Origin of the sequence: Prochlorococcus sp. MIT 1303, from assembly GCF_001631965.1 — a bacterium.
Lineage (GTDB): Bacteria > Cyanobacteriota > Cyanobacteriia > PCC-6307 > Cyanobiaceae > Prochlorococcus > Prochlorococcus marinus_D.
This window is the reverse complement of the sequence record NZ_LVHK01000044.1, coordinates 41,629-57,566: the sequence shown is the minus strand read 5'-3', so window position 1 is coordinate 57,566 and position 15,938 is coordinate 41,629. Positions and strand designations below refer to the sequence as shown.

The following is a 15,938-nucleotide window of genomic DNA, read 5'->3' as shown; positions in this document are numbered from 1 at the left end:
TCAGCTCGACTCCTGTTGGCGATAGAGGGCGTAGTACCGACCTAGTTTTTCCATCAAGGCTTCGTGAGTGCCCATTTCCACGATTGCCCCTTGATGCATCACCACAATCACGTCGGCTCGACGAACAGTGGAGAGCCTGTGGGTGATGAAAAAAACCGTGCAGTCATGCATTGCGTTGACGAGGTTGTCGCAAACTTTGCGTTCGGTTTCGTAATCAAGGGCGCTGGTGGCTTCGTCCATCACCAGCAGTTTGGGATTGCTTAAGAGCGTCCGAGCGATTGCGATCCGTTGCCGTTGACCTCCGCTTAAGGAGGAGCCCCGTTCACCCACCGGCGTGCTGTAGCCGCTCGGTAGCGTCATGATGAAATCGTGGGCGACTGCCAACTTTGCAGCCATGATTATTTCGTTGTTATCGGCATCAGGCTGGGTGAGGGCTATGTTTTCGCTGATCGAGCCTGAGAACAGCAGAGGATCTTGCGGCACGATCCCGATCTGGCGTCGTAAGGAGTAGAGCTCTACTTTGTCGATGTCATAGCCGTCGATCAGGATGCGGCCTTGATCTGGGGAATAGAGACGAGGCAGCAGCTTGACCAATGTGCTCTTGCCGCTTCCGCTCTGACCCACGATGCCCACAAAGGTACCGGCCTTGATGTTTAGGTTGATGTCTTTCAGGACTGGTGCTGTCGATTTGCTGAAGCTGAAGCTGAGATCTTCAAAGCTCACATCTCCTTCAAGCGGTGGCAGTGGAACTTTGCCTTTATCGAGGTCATTTGATTCTTGGGGGGTGTCGATCACATCCGCAAGACGCTCAAAACTTACCCTCAGTTCTTGGATGCTCTGCCAGATGGTTGAGAGCCTTAGCAGCGGTTGGGTGACATATCCAGAAATGATGCGAAAGGCGATTAGTTGTCCAAGGGTTAGTTCTCCAGCCAAAACCATGCTTGCGCCTACCCAAAGCACAAGTAATTGGGAGATTTTTTGCAGCACTTGACTGGTTTGGCTTAGTGCGGTGCCACTAATTGTTTTTTCGAAGCTTCGGCTGATGTAACGGCCGTAACGCTCTTGCCACTTCCAACGGCTGATCATTTCTACGTTCTGAGCCTTCACTGTTTGGATGCCTGTTAGCACCTCAACCAGGTGGCTTTGAGTCTTGGCATTTTCCTCGGCAGTTTGTCGGAATTGACGCCGGAAAAGAGGTGCTCCCAGCAGTGTGAGTCCGACCTGAATCGGTAATACAGCTAAGGCAATCAGGGTCAGCAGCCAGCTGTAGATCACCATGACCACCACATAGATCACTGAGAAGGCAGCATCAAGAATGGTTGTTAATGCTTGGCCGGTGAGGAAGTTGCGGATCTTCTCCAGTTCGCTGACCCTTGAGCCCAATTCGCCAACTGGGCGCTTGTCGAAATAGCCCAGTGGTAGTCTCAGTAGGTGGTCGATCACTTCAGCGCCTAGGCGTTGGTCGATGCGGTTGGTGGTTTCAGCGAAGAGAAAGGTTTTGAGACTGCCCAACACACCTTCAAGCACAGTCACGATGACAAGGGCAAAGCCAAGGATCTGCAGTGTGTCGAGGCTGCGTTGATTGATGACCTTATCGATGATGACTTGGATCAACAGGGGGTTTGCCAGCGTGAAGAGCTGGACCACGAAACCGGCGATCAAAACTTGGATTAAGACCCCCCGATAGCGCTGCAGTGCTGGCCAGAACCAACTCGGACCAAAGGCCTGCTCAGGAGTGGTGTTGGAACGGTCGAGGAGCAGCAGTTCGATGCCTTCAGGAAAGGCTTCCTCCAGCTGACTCGGATCTAGCTTGATAAAACCCTCGCTTGGTGAGGCCAGGGTGAGGCCTAGTTGATCGCTGCGTGTTACGAGAGCAAAGCTTTGTTTCCATGGCACCAAGGTGGGCGTCTGTAAGCGAGTGCCCATCAAGGCTGGTACCTTGGCTCCGGCAACGTGTAAGCCAAGTCCGGCTGCGATCTGGCCGCACATTCGCAGGGTGGGAGTTTGGCCGCGGCGCAGACTGTCACGCAGCATTTTCTCGATCGAGTCGCGTCTGAATGGCAGCTTCATCAGCTTGGCCAGCATCTGGAAGCAGGCCAGGGTTTCTTGGAGAGGGCCTTGACCGCCAACGAAGAAGTCTTCGGAGCTTGAGGGGCTATTGAGGCTGCTGACGGGTGGTCTTGATGGTGCGAGTGACAGTGCTGTCTCAGGGGTCTCTTCGTCGTTCTGCAGAGCTGCATTGCTCTTGCTATCGACTGCTGGTCTGAGCAGAGTGGCTAGCGAGTCGGCTGGTAGGGCAATCAGCCTTAGGCAGAAACCAGATTGGGGTTTGCTTAACTCGCGAATTGTTGCGATTGAGTCCAGCTCAGTGTTGATCGGGCAGCTGGGTATCGACGAGGCGAGGAATAGACGTTTGCCATTGTTTAGGGCTGCTTCTGCTTCATCGTTATTCGCGCGCATCAATGTGGCCAGAGGGCCGAGCATCTTCAGCCATGCCTCCAGGGAATGGTGGCTCTTGGGTGTGCTTGCACGGATCCCCTGGAGAAGGGCAGCGACTTCAGCGTCCCAGAGGTAAGCCTCACAACAGTCTCGAATGTCTTTTTTAGAGTTGTAGAGCTGTTGGAAGGTTGCGTCTGTGATGCTCCAAGCCACAAGCTCTGTTGCAGCTCGTACGGCTTCGCAAGATGCACCTCTTAGTAGAGAGACTGCTCCGATTAAGGAGCCGGATTCAAGTTTGATGCGTGTGGTCAAGCGACCATCACTGTTACCAAGCAGACGGGCGGTGCCGCTTTCGATCAGCAACACATGACCAGGGAGATAATTCTCTTCGCATAGGGATTGACCGATTTGAAACTTCAGCCGCTCACCTTTGGTCTGTAAAGCGTTTTGCAGCGGAGCAAGGGGGTGATTCAGATTAGCCAGTGTCATGTGAGGGCACCATTCTCAAATTGTTCGCCGCGAACAACTGAGATCAGTTGATTGGTTTGTTGCTCAATCCAGCCATCGAATAATTCGATCGCCATGCGTTTTTGCATGTTGGAGTCAAATGTGGCGAGTTGCCGCTCTTCAAGCCGCGTGACGACCCACCATTGCTCGATTTTGAAAGGCTCCAGTAAGACCCCTGGGGTTGCTGTGCGTAAGCGCTGGCGAAGGAGGGGATGGGCTCTGCCGAGGCTTGCAGGTCCTACGAGGCCATGGGACGCTCTCTCTCGGCCCTGGGAATGTTCGGTTGCCAGCACCGTGAAATCGGCTTCCCCGGCTTCGATCTGAAGGTAAAGCTCATGGGCCAGATCAGAATCCTCAACTCGGAGCAAGCTGTAGGTGAATTGATCGAGTTCTTCCTTGCGTTTGAGGAAGTGCGCTTCGGCTTTGACGCTGAATTCTTTCAGACTTAAATATTGAACTTTTAAAGGGATCCCGAGTTGATGAATGAGGTCTAGCTTGATCAGACCTTGATGAGAGAGATATCGCTCGAGACGTTCCTCATCACTTAGCCCATGCTGCTCGCAGAAACTCGCAATCGCCTGATCCAGTTTTTCTGCGGGTAACTGAACAGCTGCGCAGGCTTGATCAATGACCATCCTCTGCACGAGTGACCTCAACAGGTTTTTACTGCGAAGCAGAACCACAATGTCTTGAGGGAGCTTGTTGAGGCTCTCCCGAACGTTCTCTTGGAGGTCGTCCACGATGTTCTTGGGCGCCAATTGAGGCTAGTGGGTCGGTGTCAGGCGAAAGGTTCTCAGCATTGTCTTTTGATTGTTTTCGCGCTTGGCAGGGCTGGCAGAGATGAGCCATCGTCTTGAAGCTGAGCTAACACCTGCCTTGCTCGTTGCACCACGTCGTCAGGCACACCAGCTAGACGGGCGGCTTCAATGCCGTAACTGCGATTTGCACCGCCTGCGGCCACCTGATGCAGGAACACCAGGTCGTCGCCTGTTTCCTCCACCAAAACTTGAGAATTGGCGACATTGGTCAGCTCTTGGCTCAGCCCATTGAGTTCGTGATAGTGGGTCGCGAACACAGTGCGGCTTCTTAGATCTGTTGCCAGGTGTTCGCTCACCGCCCAGGCAATCGAAAGACCATCAAAGGTGGCGGTGCCACGTCCAATCTCATCGAGAAGCACCAAGGAACGATCGCTGGCGTGATGGAGAATGTTGGCCGTTTCTGCCATTTCCACCATGAAGGTGGATTGTCCTGCCGCTAGGTCATCGACGGCGCCGACACGGGTGAAGATGCGGTCTGCGATGCCAACACGGGCCTGCTTTGCAGGCACCCAACTACCCACCTGGGCTAGCAACTGTATGAGGCCGATTTGACGCAGGTAGCAGCTTTTGCCACTGGCGTTTGGGCCTGTGAGTACGACGAGGTCAATGTCCTTGCCAAGTTCTACATCGTTAGGGATGAAGGATCTCTCTACCAGTAGTTGTTCCACCACTGGGTGTCTGCAGGTTTTGAGCTGTAGTTCTCTGCTGTTATCGATTTCTGGGCAGCAATAGTCTCCAGTGGCGGCTACTTCTGCTAGGCCGACTAGCGCATCGAGTCCTGCTACTGCCCGGGCTGCTTTACGGATTGAAGTTGCCTGTTTTCCCACTTGCTCACGCAACTGGCAGAACAGTTCGTATTCCCGTTGGCACGCCCTTGCTCTGAGCTGGAAGATCTGCCCTTCCCGGGTTTTGAGATCTGGAGTGATGAAGCGTTCCTCGTTGGCCAGGGTCTGCCGGCGGATCCAGTGGTCCGGCACCATGGAAGCCTTGGCTTTGCTTACGGCTAGGAAGTAGCCGAAGGTTCGGTGATATTGCAGTCGCAGATTAGGGTTGCCACTGAGTTTCCGTTCTTGGATTTCCTGGCCTGCAAGCCAGGTGTCTTGGTCATCCAGTTGATTGCGCAGGCCATCTAGTAGCGGATCGACGTTGTCGTGCATGAGGCCTCCCTCGCTGAGGCTGAGCGGTGGGTTATTGATCAATTGCTCGCGGATACTCGCCGCCAGCCTTGGCAGGCTCTTATCCAGAGTCAGCAAGTTGTCGAGCCAGTGTGGGGCAGAGCTCAGTGCATTGTGTAGTTGCTCTGCTAGCCGTGGTAAGCGTTCAATACCATCGGCGATAGCCACGAGTTCGCGAGCACCAGCATGACCGGCGCCTGCCCTGCCGGCCAGCCGTTCGAGATCTCCCATCGGTCGCAGCAAGCGTCGCAGTGAATGCCGCAGCGAGCGTGTCTCCACGAGATGGCTCACCACTGCTTGACGGGCGCGGATGGCTTTGCTGTCTAGGAGGGGGGCCTCGATCCAGCGGCGCAGGCAGCGGGCTCCCATGGCAGTGAGGGTACGGTCTACGGCCCAAAGAAGGGATCCTTGGAATTGGCCATCCCGTTGGGTGCTAGTGAGTTCTAGGTTGCGTCGGGTTTGGGCGTCGAGTACTAAGGCATCGCCTGCGAACACTGTGAGCGGATGTTCCAGGGGCATCGGGGCGATGCCTTCATCGACGTTTTCAGCGAGGGGTTGGGTGTCCCTTAGATAAGTCAGCAGTCCGCCGGCGGCCCTTAGTGCCAAAGGCACCTCTTGCAGCCCTAGACCGTCAAGGGTGCTGAGCCGGTAATGATTGAGTAGCGTGCGCTCGGCCTCTGGCTGACTGAAGGGTGTAGTGGCCATCGTTGTCAGGAAGAGCTGCTCTGGACACCACGCAGGCCTGCTTCTTTCTGCGATCTTTTGAGCCATGATCAGTTCCGAAGCCTCGAGCTGAGCAAGGTGTTGGTGCAGCTCAGCGCTCCCCTCCCGTTGCGTGACAAGGAATTCGCCTGTGCTGACATCGGCGTTGGCTAGGCCCCAGCAAAACGGTTGGTTGCCTTGTGCTGGCTCAACCACAACTGCTGCTAGCCAATTGTTGCGGCGAGCTGTCAGCATGCCTTCTGCAAGCACCGTGCCTGGGGTGAGCACCCTGGTGATGTCACGTTTGAGCAGTGCGCCTTTGCTTGGAGTTGTTTCCAGTTGGTCACAAATGGCCACGCTTAGTCCATGGCGGATCAATTCGGCGCAATAGCGCTCTGCAGCGTGGTGGGGGACCCCTGCCATCGGCACACGGCCGATTCCTCTACCTCCTTCCTTGCCCGTGAGAGTCAGCTCCAGCAGCCTTGAGAGCTGAATGGCATCTTCAAAAAAGCATTCAAAAAAATCGCCGAGTCTGTAGAGCAAGATCCTTTCGGGATGTTTGGCCTTGAGTTCCACGTAGTGACGCAGCATTGGCGTGAGCTGCTCAGGGTCAACAAGGCTGTGGTGTGCCCAGGCGGGCAGCTCGTTGTCGTTATCGGCTGTTTCGAGTTGCTCTTGGCTTTCAGAATCAAGTGGGATGCTTTGAACGGATGTTGGCTGATGTCGATTGCGTGGCCTTCTCAGGGATTCCTCGACGAGTTCTTGATCAGAGAGATCGTTACGCAGAGCCCGTTTAATGGTTTCTGGGCAGCTTTCAGCGTTTGACTGCGGTTCCAGATCACCAAACAGACTGCCTTGCAACAACTCAGCGTTGGCAGTCATTGGATCATCCTGCCAGCAAAGAGATGGCATCGTAAGTCTGTTGTGCTGGGCAGGATGTGAAGCCTCGCGACACCCGTGGCGGCCTTTTCATGAGAAGCCTCGGCCTCGTGGGAGAATTTTCAAAGATCAGAGCATTGGCTCCGCCGCCTCAACTCCATGCAGATCATTTCCGACATCGCTGTGAACGCCCTGTTGTTCGCATCATTGCTTTTGGTTGTTGGGATTCCGGTGCTTTATGCAACCCAAAAAAATCCTGGCGATCGCCGCAATCCTGAAATCAAAAAGATCGAAATCATTGGTGGGGTTTGGTTCCATCTTGTTTTGCTCAACGGAGCAATCAGCTTTTTGGTGGTTTGAACCAATCACTCACTTGCTTTGATGAGAGCATGTGGGCAGTTTCTGCCACTGAATGATGGCCACATATGAAGGGCGTTATACCGATGCACAAGCTCTGCGTATAGCTGTTGTTGTTGCCAGGTTTAACGATTTGGTGACCAGCAAGCTGCTAAGCGGTTGCCTGGATTGTTTGGCACGTCATGGGGTTGATACATCTGCAACCAGTTCACAACTTGATGTGGCCTGGGTGCCCGGTTCGTTTGAATTGCCCCTTGTGGCTCAGAATCTTGCGCGTAGTGGTCGCTATCAGGTGGTGATTACCCTTGGAGCTGTGATTCGAGGCGATACACCCCATTTTGACGTGGTTGTGTCTGAAGCCAGTAAGGGAATTGCTTCAGTGTCCAGAGAGACAGGCGTCCCGATGATTTTTGGAGTGCTCACCACCGACACCATGCAACAAGCGCTTGAGCGGGCTGGTATCAAGAGCAATTTGGGCTGGAGTTTTGGGCTGCAGGCCCTAGAGATGGGCTCGCTGATGTCTTCCCTTGCATTATTGGCCTGACCGCTGATGAAAGTGCTGCTTACCGGCGCTTCAGGCCAGCTTGGTCAGGCTCTCCGCTCTAGGCAACCTGCTTTCGTTCTTGGCCAACCTTTTGAGTTGATCGCGACCAGTCGTCATGGTTCTGATGGTGTGTTGGCGCTGGACTTGTCTGATGCCGAAGCGTGCAAGGAGGCTGTACGTCACCATCGGCCTGATTGGGTGATTAATGCTGGTGCTTACACCGCAGTTGATCTCGCCGAGTCTGAGCCTGCTTTGGCTGAGATGGTGAATGCTGGAGCGCCGTTGGCGTTTGCCAAGGCGCTTAAAGACAGTGGTGGTCGAATGCTGCAGCTGAGTACGGATTTTGTGTTTTCTGGCAATCAAGGCCATCCTTATCGCCCTGAACAGCAGCTCAATCCACTCGGTGTTTATGGAGCGAGTAAGGCGGCTGGAGAGATGGCCGTGCAGAAGCTCCTTGGCTGTGAAGGCCGTGCGGTGGTTTTACGCACGAGCTGGCTCTATGGCCCTTTAGGAAATAATTTTTTGCTCACCATGTTGCGGTTGCATCATCAACGGGCTTTGGCTGCTGAACCGTTGTGTGTAGTGGCCGACCAAGTGGGATGCCCAACTGCCACGATTGGTTTGGCAGATGCCTGCTGGGCTTTGATCAATAGTGGAGTTAACTCAGCGGGAAAGCCAGACCATCAGCCTTTTTTGGCATCAATGCCAACGCTGTTGCACTGGAGCGATGCGGGAGTTGCCAGTTGGTATGACTTTGCTGTGGCAATAGGTGATCTTGGGCAGCAGAGCGGTCTGCTTAAACGTGCAGCTGAAGTGCAGCCGATTTCTACCGCTAAATACCCCACTCCTGCTAAACGCCCGTCTTATTCCCTATTGGATTGTTCTCGCTCTCATAAGTTGCTGGATTTGGAGCCAAAGCATTGGCGCTTGGCATTGCAGCAGGTGATGCTGGCGATTAGAGATGACCAGACGTCTTGATGTACTGGTTTTCATTTGTCGGTTGTGTTTGTTTGGGATCTGGTGATCCTGTTTGAGATAACTAACTCTGTCCTTAAGGCTGTATGGGTTTGATTTGGGTTTGTGTGATTGACCTGTGGCACCTTTGTGATGGATGATCATTCCGTCTAATGAGACGTTTGTCTTAACGGCATCTGCGGATGTAGCTCAGTGGTAGAGCATCTCCTTGCCAAGGAGAGGGTCGAGAGTTCGAATCTCTTCATCCGCTTGCTAGGTTGAAAAATTAGTTGTTCTTGTGTTTCAACAGGAGTAGCTGTTGACTCGTGGAGTTTTCAAAGCCGAGTTGCTCGTAGAAGCCTTGGCTTTTGGTAGTCATCAGATAGACGCGTTCGACACCGCGGATACCAGGAGCTCCCAGTAGGGCGTCGATTACTTGCCGCCCGAAGCCATGCCCCTGTAGGTCGCCAGCTACGACGATGTCCCATAGAACGGCACGGCATATGCCGTCACTTGTTGCACGTCCGAAGCCCACTAGGCGTTTGCCGCGCCAGAGGCTAATGATCACGTTGCTGCCTGCGAGAATCTTGCGCAGGTTTGCCGTGCTGCGGCCTTGGGCCCAGAAGGCATGCTTATTGAGCAAACGTTGCAGCTTGAGTAACCCCCGAGTGGGTTTGAACCCTGGACCTAAGCCAAGCCAGCGCAGGCCTGGGGCCCCAGGAGCGTGTTGGATTAGGCGGATGCCAGCCATAGCCAGTTTTTGATGGCACTATTTTCTCAGGCTGCCCGCTGCAGCGACTGAGAAGCCTCTCCACGTTTGAACTTCAAGCGCGGCCTGCTCAGGCATGGTCTGTTCATGCGCATCAGCGATGAAAGCGCAACGCTCTGCTGTTTTTTGTTTTCAAATGGGTTCGCTTAGTAGCTTTGCGCAGCCCTTGGGATATGTGATCAGTGTTCCAGGCTTTTGCACTTGAGCCTGATAAACGATGACTGGCTGGTTTGCTTGTACCAAGGGCTATTTATTTCGCATGCATACATGGCAGCATTTAGCCAGCCAAAGGTGGTTATGGATCGCAAAGGAATAATCCTTGCTGGCGGCAGTGGCACGCGTCTGCATCCGATTACCCAGGCTGTCAGCAAGCAACTGCTGCCTGTTTACGACAAACCGATGGTGTTCTATCCGCTCACCACGTTGATGTTGGCGGGTATCAGGGAGGTCTTGATCATCACCACTCCTAACGATCAGGCAGCTTTTCAGCGATTGCTTGGAGATGGCAGTGCTTGGGGGATGGACATTCGCTATGCAGTGCAGCCCAGGCCCGATGGTTTGGCTCAGGCGTTCTTGATCGGTGCTGACTTTTTAGCTGAAGCCCCAGCAGCATTAGTGCTCGGAGATAACTTGTTTCACGGCCATGATTTGGTCCCACAGCTTTTGGCTAGCAATGCTTCTGGGGCTGGTGCCAGGGTGTTTGCTTATCCGGTGCGTGACCCCGAGCGTTATGGCGTTGTCGAGTTTGCTGCTGATGGGCAGGTGTTGAGTATTGAGGAGAAGCCTGCAAAGCCCAGGAGTCGCTATGCCGTAACCGGTCTTTATTTCTATGACTCGACGGTGGTCGAGCGTGCTCGACGGGTGCAACCATCGCTGCGAGGAGAACTTGAGATTACGGATCTCAATCGTCAGTATTTGAGCGAAGGATTACTGCGCGTGGAATTAATGGGTCGTGGCATGGCTTGGTTGGATACGGGCACCTGTGATTCGTTGCATGAGGCGGGTGCCTATATCCGCACCTTGGAGCATCGACAAGGTCTCAAAGTGGGCTGCCCTGAAGAGGTGGCTTGGCGATTGGGTTGGATCACGGCTGAGCAGCTGGCCGATTTGGCGGCTCCCCTATGTAAGAGCGGTTATGGCGACTATCTCCTGCAAGCCCTTGAGAATCCTCAAGCAGGATCCACTCATGCAAGCTGAAGTCCTGACCTCCTCGGCAGGGATCCATCTAAACGGACCTCTGTTGTTGTCTCCTCAGGTGCATGGCGATGAGCGGGGATTTTTCTTTGAGAGTTGGAATCAGCGACGATGGCAGGACGTTTTGGCCAGTCATGGGCAGGAAGCGCCTGAGTTTGTCCAAGACAATCACTCGCGCTCGTCTTGTGGCGTGCTGCGAGGACTTCACTATCAATTGCCGCCGCATCCCCAGGGCAAGCTGGTGCGTTGCGTGGCAGGTGAGATCTTTGATGTTGCAGTTGATCTGCGCCGTAGTTCAGCAACGTATGGTCAGTGGGCAGGAGCACATTTGAATGCTGATCAGCATCAGCAACTTTGGATACCAGTTGGCTTTGCTCATGGCTTTCTGACCCTCAGTAGTCATGCTGAAGTCCTCTACAAAGCCACGGATTTTTGGAGTCGCGATTGTGAACGGGCGATCCGCTGGGATGATCCACGCCTAGGAATTGCCTGGCCTGTTGTGCACGTGGATGGAGATCAGATTCCAGCATCTCTTTCTCAGAAGGATGCGGTTGCTCCTTTGATGGAGGAGTTGTCTGCAGCTGAAACCTTCAGATGAAGGGGATACAAGCCCCTTGGAATTAGCTGAGAGACAGCTGAAACCTTCAGATGAAGGGTATACAAACACCTGGTTTTGACTAGTCTAAATTAGACGCTTGAGCATGACGTAGCAATTTATTATGTGCTTCTTATGTGAACTTAATCGGCAAATAGAACTTAAAACAGGTGGCTATAACTATTCCAGTACTGCAATGAGGGCAATTGCGGCGAATGAGCTGATTGGAGAAAATTTTGCGTCTTTTACGCGGGGTCAGCTCAATCGTGACGGTTTTATCGATATCTATTTGCATACTCCTGGTGGTGCAGTGACGGTAGGAGGGGGGAGTTTCGGTAGCCAAACAATTTCCAGCCTTCCAATTAGTGCAGCAGATCAACAGTTTCTTCAGGATATTGTGCCGCTCCTTGATCAGCGCTTGGACGCTGAGTTTCGCTTCACCAGCGATAAAGAGATTAGTGACATCCAATTGTATTACGATAGTGAGATTGAGCTTGATGGCGACACTCTTGGTCTCGCGACGACGAATAATCAGGCGGGTCGTGATTGGTGGGAGCTATTTATCAATGCGCCGGCTTTTGGTGCTGATCTGAATTATTTGCGTTATTCCCTCATCCATGAATTGGGCCATGCTCTTGGGCTTGAGCATCCTTTTGATAACTCTGATGGTGATGTCGTTGATGGGATTACCGATCCATGGACGAGTGCTTATCCAGAAGAGACTGTGATGGCCTATCGCAATCCGCTTGCGGGGAGTTGGCCAAATGCCTATTCAGTTAATGATTTAGAGGCGCTGGTATCGATTTGGGGTGCTGAGATGCAGTTATTGGGTGATGGTGATGATCAGATCACTGGAGAGAATTATTCAGAAGCTTTTAATGGTCGCTTAGGCAACGATCGCATTCGCGGAATGTCTGGTAACGACAAGATTCGTGGTGGCAGTGGCAATGATTGGATGAATGGCAACAAAGGATCTGATTGGATGAATGGCAATTTGGGCAATGACACCCTCTTTGGCGGCCGCGGTGATGACACGCTTCGGGGGGGTAAAGGTGATGATTGGCTTGATGGAAGCCAGGGTAATGATCGTATTTTTGGGGATCTCGGAGCCGATGTGATCAAGATTTCAACTGGCTACGATCGGGTTGTTGACTTCAGTACAGAGGAAGGGGATCGTCTGCTGCTTGCACATGGAAATAGTGTTGGTGTGAAACAGGAGGGGAATGATCTGATTGTTCAGACTTCCTTAGGAAGTCTGAACTTAGAAGGCTTGGATGCTTCATCATTTGATCTTGGATTACATCTGAGTTTTGGTTGAGTTGCGGCACGGCGCTTACTCTTCACTCCGGCAAGCTGCTTCGGATGACAGTCGTTATTCCTGCATCGATTCAGAGAGTTCTAGTAACTGGCGGAGCTGGCTTCATTGGCGGAGCTGTCGTGAGAAGGTTGTTACGCGAATCTCGGACTCGTGTTTTCAACCTTGACAAGCTTAGCTATGCGAGTGATCTCAGCAGTATTGAACAGCAACTAACCGCCCTTCGTGAGGCAGCTTGTTCGGCATCTGATGAGTCACGTCATCAGCTATTGCAAGTCGACCTTTTAGATGCAGAGGCCACGAAGATGGCCGTTCAGAAGTCAGACCCTGACCTTGTGTTGCACCTTGCTGCTGAAAGTCATGTTGACCGATCCATTGATGGTCCGGCAGCGTTCTTGGAAAGCAATGTCACTGGTACATTTCATCTACTACAAGCTGTGCTTGCTCATTGGCACGCGTTGCCGTTAGAGCGGCAGCGCTCCTTTCGCTTGCTGCACATCAGTACAGACGAGGTGTTTGGCTCGCTGGGTCCCGAGGGGCGCTTTGAGGAAACCACTCCCTATGACCCTCGCTCTCCATACGCGGCTAGCAAGGCGGCGAGTGATCACTTGGTACGGGCCTGGCATCACACCTATGGCTTGCCTGTTGTGCTCACGAATTGCACAAACAACTATGGACCTTGGCAGTTTCCCGAGAAGTTGATCCCAGTGGTGATTCTCAAGGCACTAGCTGGTGAACAGATTCCTCTTTATGGCGATGGCGCCAATGTGCGCGACTGGTTGTACGTGGAGGATCATGTTGATGCGTTGTTATTGGCGGCAACGTGCGGAGAAATTGGCCGTAGCTATTGCGTTGGTGGGTATGGAGAAAAGACGAATAAGCAGGTTGTAGAAATGATCTGCACGTTGATGGATAAGATGAGGCCAGATGGTTCGCCACACGCGCGTTTGATAAAACTCGTGGCCGATCGTCCTGGACATGATCGTCGTTATGCGATTGATTCGACGCGTATCAGTACTGAGCTGGGCTGGAAGCCAAAGCATGATTTTAGTAAGGGATTGGAGGCGACAGTGAGTTGGTATATCGATCATCTTGAGTGGTGCATGCGAGTGCGCGACCGTTCTGGCTATGGCGGCGAGCGCATTGGCCTGATGTCTGTGGGGGGCGGTTAATCTCCGCAAGAGCTATCTCTGTGGATTTGACACCATCCCCTCTGTTGTTGGTGCTTGGAGCTCACCGCAGCGGTAATTCCATGCTCAGTGGGGTCATGCAACGGCTTGGAGTGTTGCTTCCGGGTGAGCAGATTGCAGGAGATCAGAACAACCCAGAGGGTTATTTCGAGTGGCGCGAGGTTGTTGATCTACAGGAACGACTCCTGATTGATCTGGAGCGTTGGTGGCCTTCTGCTCAGGGCACTCTTCCCTTGCCCGAAGATTGGTTTGATCACTCGGCCACGGTTGAATACAAACTGCGTTTGCGTAGTCTGCTCAAAAAGGAAAGTCTTCGTCAGAAAGGGATCTGGGCATTTACAGACCCTCGCTGTTGTCGCCTATTGCCTATTTGGCAGAAGCTCACTGCTGAATTAAATATTCCTCTGAAATTGGTCTTGGTAGTTCGTGATCCGGCGGAGGTAGTGAGATCTCTGATTCGTCGTGATGGTCCGATTACTGGCATGAATGAAGGCAGGGCTCAACGCATTTGGTGGCAACACAATCTTGAGGTTTTGAATGTTTGTGATGATCCACAGCGGCTGACGCTAGTGGAGTTTTCCGGGTGGTTTGAGCAGCCAGAGAATCAGATCCGTCAGTTGTTGTTGGATTTGCCTGAGCTGCAGCCCAAACAAGCTCAGCTCGACGATGCTCTGGCGTTCATTAAGCCGGAACATCGGCATGGATTGGACCAAGACGTCGTCCTCGAATTAGCCCCTGCAGTGTTGCGTTTGCACCGCAGGCTTCAGCGGAGACCATTGCCGCGACGCTGGCCATCAGCAGGTTCTTTGCCATTGGATCAGGAGCCATGGCCATTGCAGGAAGAGCTCGCAGCTGATCCTGGAAGTTGGCTCGCTTTGTTGAAAAAATGGAGACCTTACCCCGCACCACGCGCACCAGGAAGTTTGGCTTTGCCTCCAGGGGAGGTGGTGCTGAGTAGTTGCGGTTCCTCCTGGTTGGATTGGGCTAGTCATCTTTGGTTGCAACGTTTGCCGCTGAATGGTCTTGCTGAGCGTCAGTTGTCTTCAGCAACTAGCGGCCCTTATCAGCTGCGCTTGCAGTCTTTGCGGGATACAGGTGAACCAGAGCTGCGAATCACTTTGAACCAAGAGCTCCCCTCAGTGGATCGAGCCGTTCATTGGCTCAATCATCTGAGGGTGCAGCAGTGGATTTGGGATCCAGACCCTGCCCGTGTTCTTTTACTTCGTGCTCTTGGCTTCCCAGCTTGGTGGCTTGATCCACTCACCCCTGTCAATGGTTGGTTGCAGCAAGATTCGGCGGTATCTCCTCGCTGTTGGGGCGAGCATCTCGGCTTAGCACCACCTCCAAAAGATCATTTGATTGTGCTTGGTGCAGCGGGGTCAACCTGGGATCAGGCGCTTGCTGCAGAGGAGGAAAGAGGAAGACAGGTTGAAGACCTCCAGATTGCATATCTCCCTGGCTGGCAAGACTTGCGTTGTCCTGAGCCGGGCTGTGCTCTTGCTGCAGCTGGTTGGCTGGCAAAGGCTTGTCGTGAGTCCGCACGACTCTTCTTTGTGCAGTCAAGGGATCATCTAATAGATGTGGACCTTTCGGCATTGGAGCAGCCAGCTGCAACGCCACTTTTAGTGGAGCAACCATTACTGCCAGAAGACATCAGGGCAATGCATCGGGGTGAAACGCTTATGGCGCTTGCGGAAGACCGCTCGCCGCCGCTTTGCGATGAACTGTTCGTTTGGAGCATTGATACCCCTCCTCGTGTGGCAGTGGTAGTGAGTTCTTTTAACTATGAGAAGAGGATTACAACTGCTCTTAAGAGCGTGCGAGATCAGTCATTGTCAGGATTGGAGCTGATCGTGGTGGATGACGCATCACAGGACGACAGTGCTGGTGTGATCAAGTCTTGGATGGAGACTCAAGTGCTTGAGGGCGATCACCCGTTTGTGCGCTTGTTGCTGTTGCGGCATCACCAGAACGCTGGATTGGCAGTGGCACGCAACACGGCTTTCGAGGCGGCAACCTCTGCTTGGTGTTTTGTGCTTGATGCTGACAATCGCCTTTTGCCAGAAGCAGTGCAGGCTTGCTTGGCGGTTGCCGAGAGTGGCAGTGAATGCCCTCACTTAGCAGTTGTTCATCCTTTGGTGGGCATGGAGATTGAAGGAGACCGATTGGATGAGCAGCGTTCGTTACTTGGTGGTCCTTCCTGGCAAGAATCGGGCTTTGTCGAAGGCAACATCATTGATGCGATGGCTTTGGTGAGGCGCAGTGCCTGGCGAGCAGTCGGCGGATACACCCACCTTGCAGGAGGGTGGGAGGACTATGACTTTTGGTGCAAGTTGATTACGGCTGGTTGGCATGGGCTGCAATGTCCGCGCTTGTTGGCTTTGTATCGCAGTCATCGACAGGCGATGACCTTTCTGGAGACTGGCCGAAGCCAAAGGGTGCTTTCTCGCCGTCTTGCTTTGCGTCATCCCTGGCTGAAATTGCCACTGGCACTTTGAAG

The 15,938-nt window shown here is 53.2% G+C and carries 12 protein-coding genes and 1 tRNA gene; 9 read left to right on the top strand and 4 right to left on the bottom strand.

Translation table 11 applies throughout. The annotated features are described in order from the left end of the window. Genes PMIT1303_RS09465 through mutS form a run of 3 tightly spaced genes read right to left on the bottom strand, consistent with a single transcriptional unit; the run spans window position 1 to window position 6,523 of the window. The gene (locus PMIT1303_RS09465) at window positions 1-2,928 is read right to left on the bottom strand and encodes a peptidase domain-containing ABC transporter (protein ID WP_063398512.1); all 2,928 of its coding nucleotides are present in this window, start codon (window positions 2,926-2,928) and stop codon (window positions 1-3) included. Next, window positions 2,925-3,704 carry a peptidylprolyl isomerase gene (locus PMIT1303_RS09460; protein WP_082824483.1) on the bottom strand — a complete coding sequence of 260 codons (780 nt, stop codon included), beginning with the start codon at window positions 3,702-3,704 and terminating at the stop codon, window positions 2,925-2,927. Before PMIT1303_RS09460 ends, PMIT1303_RS09465 begins: the two co-directional genes overlap by 4 nt. Window positions 3,705-3,739: 35 nt before the next feature. Continuing rightward, complete coding sequence (gene mutS, locus PMIT1303_RS09455) at window positions 3,740-6,523, bottom strand: DNA mismatch repair protein MutS (RefSeq protein WP_063398940.1); 2,784 nt, start codon at window positions 6,521-6,523, stop codon at window positions 3,740-3,742. Window positions 6,524-6,679: 156 nt separating this feature from the next. Between mutS and psbZ the strand changes: the two genes are divergently transcribed. The 4 genes from psbZ to PMIT1303_RS09435 all read left to right on the top strand — a co-directional run bounded on the left by psbZ (window position 6,680) and on the right by PMIT1303_RS09435 (window position 8,646). Further along, complete coding sequence (gene psbZ, locus PMIT1303_RS09450) at window positions 6,680-6,880, top strand: photosystem II reaction center protein PsbZ (RefSeq protein WP_011129459.1); 201 nt, start codon at window positions 6,680-6,682, stop codon at window positions 6,878-6,880. Window positions 6,881-6,932: 52 nt separating this feature from the next. Next, a complete protein-coding gene (ribH, locus tag PMIT1303_RS09445) occupies window positions 6,933-7,421 on the top strand; it encodes a 6,7-dimethyl-8-ribityllumazine synthase (RefSeq protein ID WP_063398511.1) in 489 nt (162 codons plus the stop codon). A 6-nt stretch (window positions 7,422-7,427) separates the two neighbouring features. After that, window positions 7,428-8,399, top strand: a complete 972-nt coding sequence (rfbD, locus tag PMIT1303_RS09440) for a dTDP-4-dehydrorhamnose reductase (RefSeq protein WP_063398510.1) — start codon at window positions 7,428-7,430, stop codon at window positions 8,397-8,399. Window positions 8,400-8,574: 175 nt separating this feature from the next. Next, a tRNA-Gly gene (locus PMIT1303_RS09435) sits at window positions 8,575-8,646 on the top strand. 15 nt (window positions 8,647-8,661) lie between these two features. On the opposite strand, the gene PMIT1303_RS09430 is transcribed toward PMIT1303_RS09435, so the two are convergent. Beyond that, a complete protein-coding gene (locus tag PMIT1303_RS09430) occupies window positions 8,662-9,126 on the bottom strand; it encodes a GNAT family N-acetyltransferase (RefSeq protein WP_063398509.1) in 465 nt (154 codons plus the stop codon). Window positions 9,127-9,411: 285 nt separating this feature from the next. On the opposite strand from PMIT1303_RS09430, the gene rfbA reads away from it, so the two are divergent. The 5 genes from rfbA (at window position 9,412) to PMIT1303_RS14075 (ending at window position 15,936) form a co-directional block, all read left to right on the top strand. Continuing rightward, complete coding sequence (rfbA, locus tag PMIT1303_RS09425; protein WP_231901436.1) at window positions 9,412-10,341, top strand: glucose-1-phosphate thymidylyltransferase RfbA; 930 nt, start codon at window positions 9,412-9,414, stop codon at window positions 10,339-10,341. Continuing rightward, entirely contained in the window at window positions 10,331-10,936 is a 606-nt protein-coding gene (rfbC, locus tag PMIT1303_RS09420; RefSeq protein ID WP_063398508.1) for a dTDP-4-dehydrorhamnose 3,5-epimerase, read from the top strand. The genes rfbA and rfbC overlap by 11 nt, the downstream gene beginning before the upstream one ends. Before the next feature lie 193 nt (window positions 10,937-11,129). Beyond that, window positions 11,130-12,251 carry a hypothetical protein gene (locus PMIT1303_RS09415; protein ID WP_197459811.1) on the top strand — a complete coding sequence of 374 codons (1,122 nt, stop codon included), beginning with the start codon at window positions 11,130-11,132 and terminating at the stop codon, window positions 12,249-12,251. 44 nt (window positions 12,252-12,295) lie between these two features. Next, a complete protein-coding gene (rfbB, locus tag PMIT1303_RS09410; protein WP_063398506.1) occupies window positions 12,296-13,420 on the top strand; it encodes a dTDP-glucose 4,6-dehydratase in 1,125 nt (374 codons plus the stop codon). Window positions 13,421-13,446: 26 nt separating this feature from the next. Further along, window positions 13,447-15,936, top strand: a complete 2,490-nt coding sequence (locus tag PMIT1303_RS14075) for a glycosyltransferase (RefSeq protein ID WP_156486996.1) — start codon at window positions 13,447-13,449, stop codon at window positions 15,934-15,936. Window positions 15,937-15,938 lie beyond the last annotated feature (2 nt).